Source organism: Silvibacterium dinghuense (genome assembly GCF_004123295.1).
In the GTDB taxonomy this organism is placed as follows: Bacteria; Acidobacteriota; Terriglobia; order Terriglobales; family Acidobacteriaceae; genus Silvibacterium; species Silvibacterium dinghuense.
Genome location: NZ_SDMK01000001.1, coordinates 2047168 through 2062610, shown reverse-complemented (window position 1 = coordinate 2062610; position 15443 = coordinate 2047168). Strand labels below are relative to the sequence as shown.

General features: G+C 62.4%; 13 protein-coding genes. 5 read left to right on the top strand and 8 right to left on the bottom strand.

The window, feature by feature from the left end; all coding sequences use genetic code 11:
• Nucleotides 1–29 precede the first annotated feature (29 nt).
• The 4 genes from ESZ00_RS08070 to ESZ00_RS08055 all read right to left on the bottom strand — a co-directional run bounded on the left by ESZ00_RS08070 (nt 30) and on the right by ESZ00_RS08055 (nt 5536).
• The gene (locus ESZ00_RS08070) at nt 30–749 is read right to left on the bottom strand and encodes a methyltransferase family protein (RefSeq protein WP_129207584.1); all 720 of its coding nucleotides are present in this window, start codon (nt 747–749) and stop codon (nt 30–32) included.
• The gene (locus tag ESZ00_RS08065) at nt 746–2044 is read right to left on the bottom strand and encodes a metal-dependent hydrolase family protein (RefSeq protein WP_129207583.1); all 1299 of its coding nucleotides are present in this window, start codon (nt 2042–2044) and stop codon (nt 746–748) included. The genes ESZ00_RS08070 and ESZ00_RS08065 overlap by 4 nt, the downstream gene beginning before the upstream one ends.
• An 82-nt stretch (nt 2045–2126) precedes the next feature.
• Nucleotides 2127–3791 (bottom strand): metallopeptidase TldD-related protein, encoded by a 1665-nt coding sequence (locus ESZ00_RS08060; RefSeq protein WP_129207582.1) that lies wholly within the window; start codon nt 3789–3791, stop codon nt 2127–2129.
• Nucleotides 3788–5536: a metallopeptidase TldD-related protein gene (locus ESZ00_RS08055; protein WP_129207581.1), complete on the bottom strand. Its 1749-nt coding sequence runs from the start codon at nt 5534–5536 to the stop codon at nt 3788–3790. The genes ESZ00_RS08060 and ESZ00_RS08055 overlap by 4 nt, the downstream gene beginning before the upstream one ends.
• Before the next feature lie 81 nt (nt 5537–5617).
• Between ESZ00_RS08055 and ESZ00_RS08050 the strand changes: the two genes are divergently transcribed.
• Both ESZ00_RS08050 and ESZ00_RS08045 read left to right on the top strand, forming a co-directional pair.
• Nucleotides 5618–6880 (top strand): M48 family metallopeptidase, encoded by a 1263-nt coding sequence (locus ESZ00_RS08050; protein WP_164981400.1) that lies wholly within the window; start codon nt 5618–5620, stop codon nt 6878–6880.
• A gap of 53 nt (nt 6881–6933) precedes the next feature.
• Nucleotides 6934–7272 (top strand): histidine triad nucleotide-binding protein, encoded by a 339-nt coding sequence (locus ESZ00_RS08045; protein WP_129207579.1) that lies wholly within the window; start codon nt 6934–6936, stop codon nt 7270–7272.
• A 2-nt stretch (nt 7273–7274) separates the two neighbouring features.
• On the opposite strand, the gene ESZ00_RS08040 is transcribed toward ESZ00_RS08045, so the two are convergent.
• On the bottom strand, nt 7275–8552 hold the full coding sequence (locus ESZ00_RS08040; protein ID WP_164981399.1) for an EAL and HDOD domain-containing protein: 1278 nt from the start codon (nt 8550–8552) through the stop codon (nt 7275–7277).
• Nucleotides 8553–8814: 262 nt separating this feature from the next.
• On the opposite strand from ESZ00_RS08040, the gene ESZ00_RS08035 reads away from it, so the two are divergent.
• Together ESZ00_RS08035 and ESZ00_RS08030 are read left to right on the top strand one after the other, a co-directional pair.
• Nucleotides 8815–9582, top strand: a complete 768-nt coding sequence (locus ESZ00_RS08035; protein WP_129207577.1) for an ABC transporter ATP-binding protein — start codon at nt 8815–8817, stop codon at nt 9580–9582.
• Nucleotides 9572–11260, top strand: coding sequence for a hypothetical protein (locus ESZ00_RS08030; RefSeq protein WP_129207576.1), 1689 nt, complete (start codon nt 9572–9574; stop codon nt 11258–11260). Before ESZ00_RS08035 ends, ESZ00_RS08030 begins: the two co-directional genes overlap by 11 nt.
• A 50-nt stretch (nt 11261–11310) precedes the next feature.
• On the opposite strand, the gene ESZ00_RS08025 is transcribed toward ESZ00_RS08030, so the two are convergent.
• From ESZ00_RS08025 to ESZ00_RS08015, 3 genes are all read right to left on the bottom strand, one after another.
• A complete protein-coding gene (locus tag ESZ00_RS08025; RefSeq protein WP_129207575.1) occupies nt 11311–13134 on the bottom strand; it encodes a coagulation factor 5/8 type domain-containing protein in 1824 nt (607 codons plus the stop codon).
• Between the two features lie 82 nt (nt 13135–13216).
• Nucleotides 13217–13942, bottom strand: coding sequence for a polysaccharide deacetylase family protein (locus ESZ00_RS08020; protein ID WP_129207574.1), 726 nt, complete (start codon nt 13940–13942; stop codon nt 13217–13219).
• Nucleotides 13939–14487, bottom strand: a complete 549-nt coding sequence (locus ESZ00_RS08015) for a GNAT family N-acetyltransferase (protein WP_129207573.1) — start codon at nt 14485–14487, stop codon at nt 13939–13941. The genes ESZ00_RS08020 and ESZ00_RS08015 overlap by 4 nt, the downstream gene beginning before the upstream one ends.
• Before the next feature lie 97 nt (nt 14488–14584).
• Between ESZ00_RS08015 and ESZ00_RS08010 the strand changes: the two genes are divergently transcribed.
• The gene (locus ESZ00_RS08010) at nt 14585–15274 is read left to right on the top strand and encodes a deoxynucleoside kinase (protein ID WP_229741037.1); all 690 of its coding nucleotides are present in this window, start codon (nt 14585–14587) and stop codon (nt 15272–15274) included.
• The last annotated feature ends 169 nt before the right edge of the window (nt 15275–15443 follow it).

Genomic DNA, 15443 nt, shown 5'->3' with positions numbered 1-15443 from the left:
AGACGGATCTGAGGCCCGTCTCCCTTTTTTCATGCCTTGCGCACGAACAGCGCTCGCACCACCAGTGACAGCCCGAAGCACACCAGCAGTGCCTGCGTCAGCAGCTGCGCGTTATAGCGCCACGCCAGCACGGCAAATGCGATCAGCATGGTCAGGTAGAAGCTCTCTGCCACCATGGCCTGTGCCCACGCGGGATGCAGAGAGGATGCTGCCAGCTTCGGTTTTGCGCTGGGCACAAATCGCGGTACTCGCGCGCAGTAGTCGAGATACGCCTGCCCTTGCTGCCCGGTGAGATATGGCTCTTCTCGCAGGATCAGCCGCAGGACCTGCACAAAGCTCAGCACGATGAACACCAGGGCTCCCGTCACCGGCATCAGGATCGAGATACCCACGCCGAACAGCCATGCGCCGAAGTAGAGTGGGTTGCGTACGTGCCGATACGGCCCGGCTGCGACCACTCCCTGTGCATGCATCGTCGCCGACTGCACGATCGAGCCGCCGAGATAGGCTGTGCCCCACACGCGAAATGCAGCGCCGGCTGCGATGCATGCCAGCGCTGCCAGCGTGATCGTGAGAGAAGCCGTCTCGAGCGGCATGACGCGTCCCAGCTCGCCCGAAAGCTCGAGCCATGTCGTTGTTACCCGAGCCGCGCCAGCGCCATAGCGTAGCCATGGCGTCCAGAAGCCCAGCACATAAATCAGGAACCCGATCCAGATGCGAAAGCGAAACTCAAAGCCCGTTGCCTTCATGCGTGTGGTATCTCGCTCTTATAGACGGTGCCAGACTTCATCACGAACGGCACATGCTGAAGAATGCGCACATCCTTCAGCGGATCGCCCTCGACCGCGATGATGTCGGCCCATTTGCCCGCGTCGAGGGAACCGATCTTGTCGCTCCATCCCATCAGGTCCGCTGCGTTGAGCGTTCCCGTCTGGATCGCGGCCAGCGGCGTCATGCCGAACTGATTCACATACACATCCAGCTCATGCGCGTTCAGTCCATGCGGATAGACTGCTGCATCCGTGCCTAGCGCAACCTTCAGCCCCGCGGCAATGGCTCGCTTGGCATTCGCTTTCTCCACCGCGCTCACATCCTTCATCTTTTGGGCATAGAACGGAGGAAGCTTTCCGCTCTGCTGCATCCAGTCGATGAGGTACGCCGTTGGCACAAAGTAGGTACCGTGCGCCTTCATCGCCGCAATATCCTCGTCGTTCATGTATGAGCCGTGCTCGATGGAGTCAACCCCGGCCTCTGTCGCCCACAGGATGCCCTGCGATCCATGCGCATGCGCTGCCACCTTGCGCCCCAGCCGGTGCGCATCGGCGACGATGGCCTTCATCTCCTCGAGCGTGTACTGCGATGCCTGCGGGTCGTCGCCCTTTGAGAGCACGCCGCCCGTCGCGCAGATCTTGATTACATCCGCGCCGTATTTGATCGTCTCGCGAACCTTGTGCTGCACCGCTTCCACGCCGTCGGCCACACCGCCTGCCTGCACGTGGTAGCCGATCGGCAGCAGGTTCTCATCGCAGTGGCCGCCGGTGATGCCCAGCGGTGGCCCGCTCACCTGCATGTGTGGCCCCTCCACCAATCCTTCGTTGATGGCATCCCGCAGATCCACATCCGCATAACCCTCGGCGCCTACGTTGCGTACCGTCGTGAATCCGGCTTCGAGCGTTACCTTCGCATTGCGTGCGCCGATCAGCGCGCTCTTCGCGACCGAGGTTGCCAGTTCTGTGTAGGGATCGAAGTCGGTGGCGCTTGTGAGATGCGTGTGCACGTCGATCAGCCCCGGCATGACGGTCATTCCGCGCAGGTCGATCTCCGTGTCTCCGGCCTGCTTCGGCGTGGAGGCTGTGGGCGCGATCGCCGTGATGCGGTCGCCGGTTACGATGATCGTCTGGTCGGAGGGCTCCGAGCCGTCATGCACGTTCAGCACGTGTCCGGCGCGGATCAGTGTGCGTGCGGGTGTCTGCGCGAAGACTGGCAGCGCAATAAGGGCGGCGGTGAGAGCGGCGGGAACCACAAGACAGCGAAGCACGTGCATCGACGAACCTCAAGCTCTGGTATGGAAGTCCCGCCAGTGTAGCAGGGCCGCCGCAGGCATGACTGCGACGGTGCAATCACCGCTATTGTGGCGGAGGATAGTAGGGCAGCTTGTCGTTCCTCTGCTCTGCCTTCTTCACCGTCACATCGTCAAAGAGCAGCGGCGGCGCAATCACGGTGCTCGGAATGTCGCCGAAGGTATTGGCGACATATGGATTGTTGCCCACCGCCAGGATTCCCGAGCGCAGCAGCCGAAGGTCGACATCGCCCAGCTGTGCTCCGCGCACCATCTCGCGCGAGCCATCCGACACCTTGATGCGGAACAGCGTGCGTGGACGCTCCGTCCCGCTCAGCGTATCCACCAGGTACACCGAGTCGAGGCCCTGGTCCTTGCCCATGGCCACCAGTTTCTTCTCAAGCTCGTCAGGCGAGATGGTCTCCGAAGACTCGATGTGCAGTACGCCCACGCGCGGTGTTGCCGCGCCAGCTGTTGCCGCTCGCGCGTGGCCGTTCGATGCAGGAAAATCGCGGATCGGTTCTCGTCCGGTGAGATAGCTCAGCAGTCGCCCATTGTCGACCGCTGTAACCGCCTGCGCCGGCACCCCTTCGTCATCGATCGTGTACGCGCCCAGCACCGGCTTGCCGTCGAAGGTAGTGAGCGAAGGATCGTCGATCACTTTCATGAAGTCCGGCAGCACACGCGTGTGATAGCTCGAAGCGAACGGCCCAACCGTGCGTGCCGACGATCCCAGCTCCGGCCGGTGTGCCGCCAGCGCCCGTGCGAACAGCTCGTCGAAGACGTGTGCCGATGCGCCGCCCGAAAACAATACCGGTCCGTGATATTCGTCGGCCATCACAGGAGCCAGCCGCAGATTGTTTAACCCGGTAAGCATCCGGAGAATGCCATTGTGGAAGTGTTCTGCGCTGCCCAGGTCTGCATTGGTTACGCCGCTCACGCTGTAGGAGCGTTCAAGGCGCATGCCGTCTGCTGCCTGCGCTTCGGCCTGCACCTCGGCGCGATAGGTTACACCGCTCTTGCGCACGATAGTTCCCTCGGTGTTCACCAGGTATTCGGTGCGCAACCGCGACTCGAGCGTGCCTTCGCTTGTCTGAATCTCTGCGGCAAAGTCTTTCGTGGCCGCATCGCTGCGGTAGGTTCCCGTCGCCTCTACCAGGCGTTGCATCCACGCCGCGCGGTCAAGATCGGGGTGCGCCACCGGCGCAATCGACACCACCGCCTTCTCGTGCGAAAAATCATCGGCCTGTGGCGGAGTCTGCACCGACTTGAGCGCTGCCTGCTTCGCCGTCAGGTTGTTGAGTGCATTCTTGTAGGCTGCGTCCGTCGCCGCCCACAGCGCGTAGCGCAACGCCATCGCGTCATTGTCGATGGACGTGACTTCAAGCGAAGCATCGCCGCGCTCGCCCGAGGAGTCGAGCTTGTAATCTCCCACCCGCACCACTACGCGTGCAATGCGCCGATGCGTCTCGTGCTCGCCAACCAGAGCGCCATACCCTGCTGATGCTTCGTACTGCGTCACATCGTCGATGCGGTACTCGATGTAATATGGCTTCTCGAAATTTTGTAACTGTAGCTGGGACTGATTCCGATGCAGCTCCGTCAACATCGCCGTCAGAACCGGATCTTTCTCCGCGTCTGCTGTATTGGAAGAAGCTTGCGTCTGTGCTGCGGCGGAAATCGGCAGTACCAGCGCAGCGCCCAGCAGCCCGTATGTCAGTGTACGGATCATTCATGCACCTCCGGAGCTGCCGTGGAGACGGCCGTCGGCGGTGGCAGAATCGGCGGCCGCGCCGTACCCTGCTCCTGGCGTTGCGTCTCGATCTCGCTGACCAGCATCGCCGGCGCAATGGCCGAGACTGGAATGCTCCCCGACTCGGCCCCGCATTCTCCGTTGAATATCTCCGGATGATTGCCCGTCGCTACGATGCGCGTCAGCGCCGCCTGAGGCGTGCCTACGATGCTCACCCCGCGCACCAGCTCATCCGGCCGGCCGTCGGTATAGACGCGATAGACCACCAGAGGAATCACCTGGAAAGCCTGCGGTGCCGCGCGATTCGTCACCGCGAAGCCCGACGAGATGTCGTCGAAGTAGAGCCCGTAGGGCTTGTTCTGCTTCTTGGCCTCGTCGATCAGCATCTGCCGCAGCTCCTTATCCGGCACTGTTTTCGTTGAGCTCACGATCAGGTTCCCTTGCCGGCCCGTCGGCATCAGCCCGATCTGCGCGCGTCCATGCCCATTCGAGCTGGCGAAGCTCGCGATGGGCAGCCGCGACATGAGAAACGTCTTCAGCACGCCATCCTGGATCAGCGCCACCCGTTCCGCACGCTGCCCTTCATCGTCATAGCTGTAATAGCCGCTCAGGTATGTGCCGTCGAAGGTCGCCATCGTCGGATCGTCGGCCACCGAGAGGAACGGCGGCAGAATCGCCTTGCCGATGTCCTTTGTAAAGGTCTGCCCTTCCTGGTCGCCACGCTGCCGCTGGCCTTCCAGCCGATGTCCCAGCACTTCGTGGAAGAACACCGCTGCTGCGCGGCCCGAGAGCAGCGCCGGTCCATCGTAGGGCTGTGTCACAGGCGCCTTGCGCAGGTCCTCGAGGCTCGCGCCCAGCTTGTGCATTGCTGCTTCCATCTCTTTTTGCGAAGGCAGCTCGGCCGCAGTTCTGGCTTCGAAGGTCTGCGCGCGGAAGAGGTCCATCCCGTCATCGGCGCGCGTGCTCGCAAATACCACGACGCGCGCCAGCTGGTGTGGCGTCACCACCTTCGCGCCTTCAGAGGAGACGAAGTATCCGGTCTCACTCTGTGCCGTCATCATCACGAAGTTCGTGTACACGTGCGGATACTCACGAAAGACTGCCGACAGCGCTCGCAGCCGCTCGCCCCATGCCGCGCGGTTCACGGAGAGGGAAGGTGCTGGAGCCTGCAATGCCGTCTGCGCCGTGTCTTTCGAGAAGTCCGGCGATTTATCTTCCTCGTCTGCGCGCACGCCCGTCTCGGTCTTTACCTGCAGATAGGTTTGCAGCGCCTTGCCGTAGCCCGCATTCGTCGCATACCACAGCGACCGCGCCAACGCCTCCTGGTCATCGGCCAGCGGCAGCGGCACAGTCGTAATCGCGGAGGCGCGATGCTGCCCATGCGTGTTGTCCAGCGCCGGGCTGCCTACGCGGATCACGACATCCACCACGCGGTTGTTCGCCGCGTCATCTCCCAGCAGCGCGCCCTGCTGCGCGGTGATGGACACCGTCGAGAGGTCGTGCGCGTCGTAGCTCACAAAGTAGGGAGCCGGCTGCGAGTCGTCATCCGCTTTGCCTGCGGATGGCGCGCCCAGGCTCGTTACCGCACGATGCAGTTCTGTGCTCATTGCGTTGAGAAGTGGCGAATCGGGCTGGGAGCCAGGCGCAGCCAGCAGCGGCAGTGCAAAAAAAGTCGTGGAGGCGAGAACGACAGAGGAAAGAAGACGGCGCGAACGATGCAACATGCGGAAAGACGCTCGGTACAGGCCGGGTCAGAGGTAGGCCTGAGTGTCGCCAGTGTACTTGCCTGCCCGTTACGAGGCAATGTGAATCGCGCCTGCCCAAACATCCGCGTCCGGCTCTATGCTGGCTCTATGACGAGCTTCCCCACCGTCTACACGCTGCCACCGGACAAGCTGCTCAAGGCGCAGGCACTCAGCCACGCCCGCACCCTCGCGCATTTTGGCGGTACTGCCTGGACGCTGCTTGTTCTCTGGCTCCTCGTGCAATCCGGTCTCGGTGCCCGCATCGCCGGCTGGGCTGCGCGATGCACCCCGCGCAAATGGCTTCAGGGCCTCCTCGTTGCGCCGCCGTGGCTGCTGCTGCTCACTGCGATCGATCTGCCTGCCTCGCTCTATCTCCATCATCAGTACCGTCTCTATGGCATCTCGGTGGAAAGCTGGCAGCTCTGGCTCAGTGACTTCGCCAAGTCTGTGGTGCTGACGCTTCTCTTCGGCTCTATCGCGTTCGGTGTGCTCTATGCACTGCTGCGCAAATCGCCGCGCCGCTGGTGGCTCTGGTTCTGGATCCTCGCCATTCCCTGCGAAGTCGCTGCTGTCTTCATCGTTCCCATCGTGATCGATCCGCTCTTCGATCATTTCTCCCCGCTCGCACAGCGTGACCCCGCGCTCGTCCAGTCCCTCGAGCGTGTCGTGCAGCGTGGCGGCCTCGCCATCCCGCCCTCGCGCATGTTCGTCATGGACGCGAGTCGCAAGGTGGCTGCTCCCAACGCCTATGTCACCGGCTTCGGCGCCTCCAAGCGCATCGTCGTCTGGGATACTTCGCTCACCATGGAATCCTCCGACGAAATTCTTGCCATGTACGCGCATGAGCAGGGCCACTACGTGCTGCACCATATCTATCTCGGCATGCTCTACTCCTTTGTTGTCATGCTTGTCTTCTTCTGGATCGCCGCACGCCTCCTTGTCTGGGCCGTCGCCTGCCGTGGCCAGCGCTGGCGTATTCCTTCGCTCGACGATTGGTCTTCGCTCGGTCTGCTGCTGCTCGCCATGTCGCTGCTCGGATTTGTAGCCGATCCGGTTGCAAATGTCTTCAGCCGCTGGGAAGAGCACGCGGCCGATGTCTATGGCCAGGAAGCACTGCATGGCATAGTCGCCAATCCCCAGGCTCTTTGCGCCGGAAACTTCCAGCATCTCGGCGAGCTGTGGCTCGAAGACCCTGCCCCCAATGCCTTGGTCGAGTGGTGGACCAGTAGCCATCCTTCGATTGCTGAGCGGGTGCGCTTTGCCGCGCAGTACGATCCCTGGGGCCCAGGCAAGCGCCCGCGCTACTTCCCGCCTGCGCCCTGATTTTGCCGGCGCATGTTCGCCTCGGAATGCATCCCCGTGGCATGCTGGAGGGCATGGACTGCATCTTCTGCAAAATTGCGGCGGGAGAGATTCCGTCGAAGCAGCTCTACTCCGATGAAACGGTGTACGCCTTCGCGGATATTGACCCCAAGGCGCCCTTCCATGCGCTCATTATTCCGCGTGAGCACATCGGCTCGTTGGCCGAGGCCGCCGGGCATCACAAGGCTGTCCTCGGGCACATGCACGTCACAGCTGCCGGGCTGGCCCGTGAGCATGGCCTCGACAATGGCTATCGCGTCGTCATCAATACTGGCCCGGACGGTGGCCAGACCGTCTCGCACCTGCACCTGCACCTGCTCGGCGGCCGGCCTATGGCCTGGCCTCCGGGGTAACCTCAACTCGCTGCGTATGCCGGAGGAGGCTCAAGCGAAGCAGCCTTCTCCGCCCACAGCAGCGACTGGCGATAAAGGTCGGAGAGCTTATCTTCCGTGATGTGCAGATTTGCGCATGCATGCAGGCAATAGAACCAGTCGGCGTCGCGATAGTGCTCGTAGAGCTTCAGCGCTGTACCCGCGTTGCCGGTGTCGCCGCATAGCGCGGTGCGAATCTCCCGCCGCAGCGGCAGCTCCAGCAGCAGGTCTTCCACGGGTTGATCCAACAGCACATCCATCAGCGAGAGCAGGCCCAGCAGGTACTGCTCACTGGCGTCCTCGTGCGTCCATCCGGACATCAGCTCGAGGAAGCGGGCGCGGTGCAGCACCTGAACCAGCAGCTCGGAACAACGGTTGCGGCAGGTCTCCGTGGCAATGGCGTTGATCAGCAGCTTGCGGAACTGGTCTTCGCCGGCCAGCATCAGCGCATCTTCGAGCGAGCGCACCTCGTGGTTGACTCCATAGCCTGCGGAGTTCACCAGCCGCAGCAATTGATAGCTCAGTGCTGCCTCTGAACGCAGCAGTAATGCAACGCGCGAAATGTGAAAATCACCCTGGCACAGCGCGGACAGCAGGTAGAGATAGTTCGCACCGTTCGCCGGCATCCGCCGCTTGGAAAAGACCGTTGGATGGCAGAAGAAATATCCCTGAAAGAGCGTGAAGCCTTCGTCGATTGCGGCCGCCAGCTCCGCTTCGGTCTCGATCTTCTCCGCCAGCAGGATCACGTCGCGTCCGCGCAACGCATCGCGGATCTGCCGCCGCTCACGCGCATCGGAGAGGGTGAAGTCGATTTTGATGTAGTCCGCCAGCGGGATCAGGTCGCGCGTGCCCTCATGCATGCGGAAGTCGTCGAGGGCCAGCTTGTAGCCCATCGCCTTATAGCGCATGCAGGCTTCGAGTACCTCGCTGTTGCCCTCTACTGTCTCGAGAATCTCGAGCACGGTCGAACGGGGCAGCAGTGTCACCAATCCATTCACCAGTGACTCATGCGTGCAGTTCACGAACGCCGGCGCGCCATGTGTCAGGTCGTGGAAGCCATAGAGTGCGCCATCGGCGATCATCTTTCGTGTCGCGTCGTTCAAGTCGCCGGAGAAGGAGTTTTCCCACCCGGAGCGGAATAGCAACTCGTAGCCAAAGACTTTTCGCTGCCGGTCGAAGATCGCCTGGCGTGCTACAAAGCGTCGGGCGACGGACTCAGCCAGGGCAAGTGTGGAGCGCGCAGGCAATACTTCTGTCGCCATTTCCTCCCGGTCATGATGCCTGCGCCAGATCGAGCTGAGGATCCCTAGTTGCATATCACTCTGCGTTTCCAAGCCTGCGACTCCTGCAGCAGAACTGCTCAGTGGGTGTATCGGCAGAGGAAAACAATGTCTTCGTGTGCGCCATGACTCCCGGTGTCGTGAATAAAGGCAGCAGAACTGCGGAGTGCAGCGGGGAGTGTGCGGAATCAAGACAGAAATCGGACTTGACAATGCTGATAGCAGTAAACTACATAGGGTAGCCATGCTCGAATTGCGCCATCTCGCGAAGCGCTATGGTGGGATCACCGCGGTCGAAGATGCGACCTTCTGCGCTCGTGCCGGGGAGGTGACCGGCTACCTCGGTGCCAATGGCTCCGGCAAGTCGACCACCATGAAGATCATCACCGGCCTGTTGCCGGCGAGTGGCGGCCAGGTACTCTTTGCCGGCGAGCCTGTCGATAAAGATTTCCGCGCCTGGCGCTCACGCTTTGGCTACGTGCCGGAGGAGCCGCACCTCTACACGCATCTGAGCGGGCTCGAATATCTGGTGATGGTGGCGCAGCTTCGCGGTCTCTTTGGCCGCACGGGAGCCAAGCGCATCGATGGCCTGCTGCATCTGCTCAACCTGCACGGCGACCGCCACGTCACCCTCTCTTCCTATTCGAAGGGCATGCGCCAGAAGATCCTGCTCGCCGCCGCGCTCCTGCACAACCCAGAGTTGGTTCTGCTCGATGAGCCATTTTCCGGCCTCGATATCGGCTCCGCATTGATCCTCCGGCATCTCATTGCCGAGCTCGCCGCGCGCGGCAAAACTGTGCTCTTCAGCTCGCATGAGCTCGACACCGTCGAGCGCCTCGCTACGCAGGTCGTCATCCTGCACCGCGGACGTATCGTTGCCGACGACTCCATCGCAAATCTGCGCTCGCTCATGCAGCGCTCGTCGTTGGAGGAGATCTTTTCCCAGCTTGCCGTCGAGCAGGATACCGTCGCAGTCGCGCGGCAGATCGTGGAGCTCATCGATGCCCGATAAACCGGTCCACGCATCACCGTTCCGCGTGCTCTACCGCGTCTTCTATGAGCGCTCGATCGCCGTCGAATCGCTCTCCGCCTCCGGCGATCCGCAGCGGCTAATGGGCCAGCTCGCCGGCATCCTGCTCACGCTCAGCATGCTGCTCACTGTCGAGATCATGTTCGTGCCTCGCGCCCCGGCGCCACTCTTTCTTTGGAAGACCCAGCACATGCTGCTCTCGCTCAACCTTCTCGTTGCCGGGCTGCTCGCTGTCTTCCAGTGGGAAGCGGCTCTGCCCGATCGCCGCGACCTGCTTGTCCTCATGCCTTTGCCTGTTTCCATGCGCATCCTCTACGAAGCGCGGCTGGCCTCGCTCGCCACCATTGCCGGCGTCGCCTGCTTCATGCTGAACATGCTCACCGGCCTCAGCTGGCCTTTTCTCTTCGCGCCGTCTGGCCTTATCGATATTCCTCGCGCCTTCGCCGCCTATTGGATCAGCATGGTTGCCGTCGCGCTCTTTCCTCTCTGCGCGGTCATCGCGGTGCAAGGGCTCGCTTCACTGCTGCTGCCGTGGCAGCTCTTCCTGCGTGCCTCTTCGCTGTTGCAGAGCGCTGCTTTCATGCTCGTGGTTGGCTCATTCCTCTTTGAGCCTTCGCTCTCCGACCCCGCACACCAGCCTTCGCTTCTCTGGCTTCCGTCCTACTGGTTCCTCGGCTTCTATCAGGAGCTCAACGGGAGCGCGCAGCCCTGGTCAGGCGCATTGGCGCTTCGCGCTGTTCTTGCGCTTGCCCTCGCTATTCTGCTCGCCGTCCTGGCGTTGGTGATGTCGTATCTCCGAACGTCGCGTCGCACCCTCGAGCAGCCCGATCTGCTCCCGCTGCGCTGGATCGCGTGGTTCAACGCAGGTCCGCGCCCTGTCGCCAGTGCTTTGCTGCGCGGTGGACTTGCGGCTGCACTCACACGCTTTACCCTTCGCAGCTTGTTACGCAGCCGGCAGCGTCGCATCCTACTCAGCGCCTGCGTCGGGATCGGCCTTGCTGCGATGGCAGGCATGGTCTTCAATCCCTTTGCGCCTCACGGACTCTCGCTGCTCCAGGCCGCATCCAGTCTGGCTCTGCCAATTCTTGCCGTCGGTATCCTGTTTGTTGCGCTCGTTGCCGTCGGTGTGCGCGTCGTCTCATCGCTGCCCATCAGCCTGCGCGCCAACTGGCTCTTCCGTGTCGCGGAAACACAGCGCAACGGTGCCTACCGCCGGGCTCTGCGCGTAGCCATGCTCTTCGTAGGAGTGCTCCCACCCTTGCTGCTGCTGGCTGCGCTCTTCCTTGCACGCACGCCATCCTGGAAGGCCGCGGGCTATCTACTGTTGCTCGCCGCCGAAGGTGCGCTGGTTGTCGAGTTGAGCCTCGCCGCACGGCTCAAGATTCCCTTTACCTGTGCATGGCGTCCGGGCAAGGCGCAGGTCGCCTTCACGGCCTGGGCCGTCATCATGTTTTCTTTGGTTCTTGCCATGTGGATGGCGACGTGGATAGTGCAGGCGCTCCAGACTATTCCGCGCTTCCTCGCGGCCGTCGGCTTCGCCACGCTCGCATGGATCGTCATCAACCGCATATCCGCTCTGGTCCGCCCATCCGCGGAAGAGCTTGCCTTCACGGACGAAGAGCCTGAGTGGATGGTTTCCCTTCGCCTTAGCGGCTCTTAGGCGTTATCGCAAAATTCGCTGGCAGCAAGGCAGCGCCGCAGGCGCAGCAGCTATGGATAGTCGGTCACCTTCGGCGTCACCCGCGGATGAATCGACGTCGCGCCGCCTTTGTCGTTGATCACATCTTCGATCTTCCCCTGGTCGCCAAGCGCCACCGTGATCATGTGGTGAAACCGCACACCCGGCTTCTGCGGCACCTCGATCGCGCGCGCCAGGTTCACGTCTGGACGGCGGAAGACACTATAGATACCCAGTCCCCAGGCCTCATGCGTCGTGACGCCGCTCGCGACTTTGTAGGAAGCCCATCCCGCAACGCCATCCGCGCTCTCCCACAGGTACTGGTGTGGCGGATCGTAGGGAATCTCCGACTGGTAGAAGTAAGTGCGTCCGCGATCCCCGTTCCATAGCACCTGGTATTCCTGGTGGTGCTCGACAAACAGCCCGTAGGCCGTTACGTCGTCGCCATTCACCACCAGGCCGTTCGCGCTCACGTTGCTCATCCAGCCTACGTTCTTGCCGTGATCCGCGCGCCAGATCCAGGTGTGGTCGATGATCGTGTCGTTGCTGTTGATCTCCAGGTTGCCGTCCGTGCGGCCCACGCCCGCGCCGCCGTCACGGAAAAAGACATCCGATACTTCGATCGGATTCTGCACATGGCGCGCCAGAATTCTCTTCGGCTCGGGCTTCTTCTGCGCAGGTGGCGTATTCAGCGGTCCAAACAGAGGCTGTTTGGCATGCTCTCCAGCCGGTGCCGGGCCAATTTGTAACAGATCCGGTGACTTATCTGGCCCGGCGTCGAAGAGAATCCCCGCAATGCTGATCCCGTCCACGTCCGACGTAGTCATCGCTGCGGTACCTTTCACCGGCTGCAGCGTGGCAAAGCCCAGCCCCAGAACCACGGTGTCCGGCCGCATGATGTTGATCGGCGCATCCAGTGCGTAACTTCCCGGCGTCAGCAGCAGGTTCTTGCCAGCTTTCAACGCCGCGTTGATCGTCTCTGCACTGTCTTTGCCGGCATGCGCAATGTAGAAGCGGCTCAGCGGAATCAGCCGTCCCGCCTCACCCGCGTGTTTCCAGCTGATGCCCGTGCTGTTCCGGCGCAGCGATGGCACGCGCACTGCCCATGCGCCCGTGCGCTCCACTTCGAGATAAGGCTTCTCCCGCACCACCGGCGTCGTCGCGACTTTCGTATAAGGAGGCTCGGGCCACTCGCCTGCCGGAGCCTGCGGCACGCCTACAAACACCATGTTCCAGTTCGAGCCCGTCCACTGGTGCCACTCGCTGTTGCGCGCGATCCACTGCTGTTGTGTCCCCGAGGCCACCGTACCGTCCACCAGCGTGTCTGACATCCATCCGCCCGAGGCCCAGCCGTTGTGCTGGTTCAGCACCATGTTGCCGCACACGTGCATGCGCCGGAAGGGCACGGCCTGCGACACTGCCCACTGCATCGTGCCCCCCGTCGGCGTTACCGAGAAGTTTTCCGCCGCGCGCCAGAAGGTCGTCGTTGCGTTATTGTTCGGCGCGCTCGCATCGGCGTGCACGTTGCCCGTGATCGAAACATCATCGGGCGACCCGCCCAGCCCCTCGACCTCGGTGTAGAAGCCCACCGGCACATCCACGTGATAGTTGCCGGGCAGAAAGAGCAGTGCATAGCGGCCCTCACCGAACTCGCTCAGCTGCTGCTGGCGATAGATCGCGTCGATCTGCGCCTGAATCTCCGCCGCGGGCATCGCGGGCGAAAACACCTTCACATTCGGCCCCAGATCGGGGGCATGGTTCGCAATCTGCGCCGGTTTATGCGATTGGGCAAGGCCGCCCAACGGGCAGAGGGAGGCAAGCAGTGCGGAGAGAAGCAGTCGGGAACGGTGCGTCATCGGGATCCTTCAAGAACTCCGCCAATCATCCTACCGGCGAAGGCAATCACTAGACAAACGATGGTCTTAAGCCATGGCAGGGCTACGCCTGCCAGGCATCCACGGTCACAAAGCGAACCCGTCCCCGCTCGCGCTCGAGCAGCATCTCGGTCGCACGCACCGTCGCCATGCGATCCTGCCCGATCGAAGCCTGTCCGCCGTCATGCAGCAGCAGGTTCGATCCGCGTCCACGCCGCCGGTTGCGCACAATGCTGCGGTCTAAATTCGCCAGGATCGTTTCGCCCGTGGTGGGCTTCCAGTCGTAGCCCATCGCATTCCACAGCACCGGCGTCAGTCCCAGCTCGCGCGCTGCGCGCAGCACGTCGGGCCGTCGCGCCCCATGCGGTGGACGGAAGTGCGTTACCCGCTCGCCCAGCGCATCCTCGAGCGCCGCATTCGTCCGGGCGAGCTCTTCGCGCACCTTCGCCGGCTTCTCAAAGAGCAGCACCGGATGCGTGAAGGTGTGGTTTGCCACCAGGTGGCCGGCCTCTCGCACTCGCCGTACCAGAGCCCCACGCTCGCGCACAAAACGCCCGATCATGAAGAAGGTCGCCCGCGTTTGATACCGCGCCAGGATCTCCAGCAACGCTTCGGTGCAGCGATCGTTCGGCCCGTCGTCGTAGGTCAGCGCATACTCCGCCGGATCGCGGCCCGCCAGCACCGCGCGCCCGAAGAGCTGCGAGGTCGGCCACATGCCGGCATAAAAATATCCGCCCACGCCGAGGCCGGCGGCGGCCAGGGCAGAGCCCGCAATCAGGGGAAGACTCATAGCTCCAGTGTATGGGGCGAGCCGCCGTAGCTGCTCTCCTCGATCGGATCCACGCCTTCCAGCGTGTGATACATCACCAGCGCATCCACGTAACCGTGCCGGGGGTGATGGAATGCTCCGGGCAGTCGCGCGATCATGGAGAACCCCAGGCTGCTCCACAGATGCACTGCGGCCTCGTTCGTGCTCACCACAAAGTTGAACTGCATTGCGCGGTATCCGCGCTGCCGGGCCAGCCCAAGCGAGTATCGGCACATGGCACGGGCCACGCCGCGCCCGCCTGCCCATGGCGCCGTCACGTATCCGCAATTTGCAATGTGCGAACCCGGCCCGGGTTGAATCGGGCGGAGATAGAACGTTCCCGCAATACGGCCATCGATTTCAGCCGCAAAGACCGAGTGCGAGGCGGAAAACCAATATGCCAGTGCTTCGTCGCGGGTCATATCGCGCGGCAGGGCATAGGTTTCTCCTCCGCGCAGCATCGGTTCAAGGATCGCCCATACAGCATCGCTGTCGTTCGGAGTAGCAGGCCGGATCGATAGGTCCATAGTTTTATCGGGGTTTCTATCTGGCAGTGTACGGGGTATCGGATGTGGTTCCTTTATTCGTTTTTTATTCGCCCTAGAGCCTGCTCTCCGGGATAGCATGGGCGACATGACGGGTAACGGCTCATTGGCGTCCTCCATGGGTTTGTGGACGGACTGGCGGTTTCTCGCAGTGGAAGGCCCGCTGCGGGTTGGCAAGTCAACACTGGCGCATATGCTCGCGGCAGTGTTCGGTGCCCGGCATGTCGCCGAGCCGGAGAACAATCCCTTTCTCGACCGCTTCTATCGCGCCCAGCCGGGTACGGCCTTCGCTGCGCAGATGTGGTTCCTCCGCGCTCGCCAGGAGCAGATGCGCAGCGTTCTGACCAGCGAGGATCGGGTCATCGCCGACTACGTCTTCGAGAAGGACAAGCTCTTCGCCTATGTGAACCTCGGCGACGCCGAGCTGGAACTCTACAACCGCTACTACCAGGAGGCGCGCGCCGAAGCCCCGTCGCCGCAGCTCGTCATCTACCTCCAGGCCACGCCCGAAGTTCTCAAGCAGCGTCTCAAGCGCAAGGGTCTGCCTGGTGAACGCGACATCAGCGATGCCTATATCGAGCAGATCGCCGCCGCCTACGAGCATTTCTTTTTTCACTACACCGCCAGCAACCTGCTGGTCGTCGATACCACCGAAATCGACTTCGTCCGCAATCCCGAGGATTTTGCATTGCTGCGCAAGCGCCTCGAAGAGCCCGTGCAGGGCACCGAATACTTCCATCCGGTCAGCTGCTACGCGCAGGGCGGTTAGCCTTCGGGGACTGGCCGTCCCGGCCTTACGCCTTCGGCCTCCGCTCCCGTTGGTCACGAGCTGGAGTGTTGCGGGGCGAAACAGAACCGCAGGTCCCTCCGCTGCGCGAGACAAAACCGTCCTGCTCCGGTCGACATGACACTTTGCGTAATGGCTACAGGTGGATACG